Origin of the sequence: Micromonospora sp. S4605 (genome assembly GCF_003176715.1) — a bacterium.
In the GTDB taxonomy this organism is placed as follows: domain Bacteria; phylum Actinomycetota; class Actinomycetes; order Mycobacteriales; family Micromonosporaceae; genus Micromonospora; species Micromonospora echinaurantiaca.
Genome location: NZ_QGSW01000061.1, coordinates 1 through 1,844, shown reverse-complemented (window position 1 = coordinate 1,844; position 1,844 = coordinate 1). Strand labels below are relative to the sequence as shown.

Below are 1,844 nucleotides of genomic sequence, written 5' to 3'. Positions count from 1 at the left end.
GTCCCCGCCCGGCCCGCCGCTCGACGAGGCGCCGGTGTCCGTGCCCGACGTTCCGCCGCCGGTGCCGCCGCTGCGCGTGGGCTCGGGCGGCAGGTCGGCGGCGACCCAGGACGGCGTGCCCGCGGAGTAGGCGATCGGGCGGTCCAGCGGCACCGGCGCGGCGGTGCGGAACGTGCCGTCCCGGATCACCTCGGTCAGCTCGACCGGACCGATGGTCACCGCCAGGTCGCCGCCGTCGCGGCGGACGTCCACCACCCGGCCGACGGCCCGCGAGGTCAGGAACATGACCTTGCCCGGGGCGAGGTCGGCGGCCCGCTCCGCGTCCGGGTCGATCCGCCAGGTCAGCCCGTCGTCGGTCACCGACCGCACGGCGGCGCCACCGCCGCCGACCAGGACCACGTCCGGCTGGTACGTCACGTCGGGGTGCGGCTGCGGCGCGAGCCCGTACCGGACGGCGTCGGCGTGGTACGGGTCGGCCGGCCCGCCGCCCGGCGGCCGGTCACCCGAGCAGGCCGCGGCCGAGGCCAGTACGGCCAGCGCCGTCACCACGACCAGCCAGCGGGCGCCGGCGCTGCGGTTCGTCCTCATCGCCGCCGCACCCCGCTCAGAGCCGGCCGGCCACGGTACGCGCCACCTTCTCCAACGGCGCGCGATTCTCCGCCGGATCGTTGAGCCGGACCAGGCGCACCGACACCCAGACCCCCGAGCCGTTGACGAAGACCGCCTCGTGGCTCGCGTACGCCTCGTCGCCGACCCCGCCCAGCGGGCGCAGCTCGTGGCCGAGGTCCCGCTCGATGTCCAGGAACTTCTTCGCCCCGTCGCCGACGAAGACCTCGACCTGGGCGGTCGGCCCACTGACCGGCCCGACGTAGGTGCAGGTCTCACGCACCGGCTGGCCGTCCTCCAGCTTGGTGCCGGCGAGCTGTTCGGCCTCCTGCTTGGACACCAGCGCGCACGGGTCCACCGCGGCCGCCGTGGGCGTCGGGGACGGCTCGGCGGCCGTGCTCTCGGCGGTGGCCACCACCTCCGGCGGCACCGCGTCGCCAGCCGCCGGCGGTGTCTCCTCCGCGCCGCCGCAGCCGGCGACCGCCCCGGTCAGGCCGAGCAGCCCGGCCAGCAGCAGCCCGGACCACCGGGATCGACGAATCTGCTTCACCTCGACATCCCTTCTGTATGGACGAACGGCCGGGTTCCGCGCACCATGGGCCCGCGGCCCGGTCACGACGGGTCCGCCCCGGCCGCTGGCGCCGGGCACTCCGGCGCGACGATCCACTCGGCCGGCCCGAGCCGGTCCACCCGCCAGCCGGCGGCGGCCGCCACCGCCGCCACCGTCTCCGCGTCGGGTCCCTCGACCAGTGCCAGCACCACGTCGTCGGCGGGGATCCGCAGCGCGCCCCGCAGCCGGGTGGTGCCGGTGGTCAACCCGCCGACGGGCTCGTCGGCGCGCTCCTCCGGACCCCGGTCGTAGCGTTCGAGGACGAACAGTCGAGCGGCCATGCGTCGACGCTAGGTCCGCGTGGCGCCCGGGTAATCGGGTGTTTCCCTATCCTTCGACGTCGGCGCGGGCCATCACCGCGCCCAGCTCGGCCCGGCTGGCGACGCCCAGCTTGCGGTAGACCCGGGCGAGGTTCGCCTCGACCGTCTTCGGGCTGATGAACAGCGTGTCGGCGATGACCCGGTTGGTGCGCCCGGCGGCGGCGAGCCGGGCCACCTCCAGCTCGGTGCCGGTCAGCTGGCGCGGCGCCGGCGGGCGGCCGCCGGTGCGGTCCGCCTCGGCGCGGGCCCGGGCCGCCAGCGCCGCCGCGCCCAGCGCGTCGAACTCGCCGGCGGCGGCGGTCAACGCC

General features: G+C 77.1%; 3 protein-coding genes and 1 pseudogene. All 4 read right to left on the bottom strand.

Features of this window, described 5'->3' with window-relative positions; all coding sequences use genetic code 11:
* Positions 1 to 588 (bottom strand): annotated as a pseudogene (locus DLJ47_RS03195) (hypothetical protein); the annotation flags it as partial.
* Between the two features lie 16 nt (positions 589 to 604).
* A complete protein-coding gene (locus DLJ47_RS03190) occupies positions 605 to 1,156 on the bottom strand; it encodes a DUF3558 family protein (RefSeq protein ID WP_233257630.1) in 552 nt (183 codons plus the stop codon).
* A 62-nt stretch (positions 1,157 to 1,218) separates the two neighbouring features.
* A complete protein-coding gene (locus DLJ47_RS03185) occupies positions 1,219 to 1,497 on the bottom strand; it encodes a hypothetical protein (RefSeq protein WP_109898614.1) in 279 nt (92 codons plus the stop codon).
* Positions 1,498 to 1,543: 46 nt separating this feature from the next.
* Positions 1,544 to 1,844, bottom strand: a 301-nt coding sequence (locus DLJ47_RS03180; RefSeq protein ID WP_146228016.1) for a helix-turn-helix domain-containing protein, incomplete at its 5' end; no start/stop codon positions are given.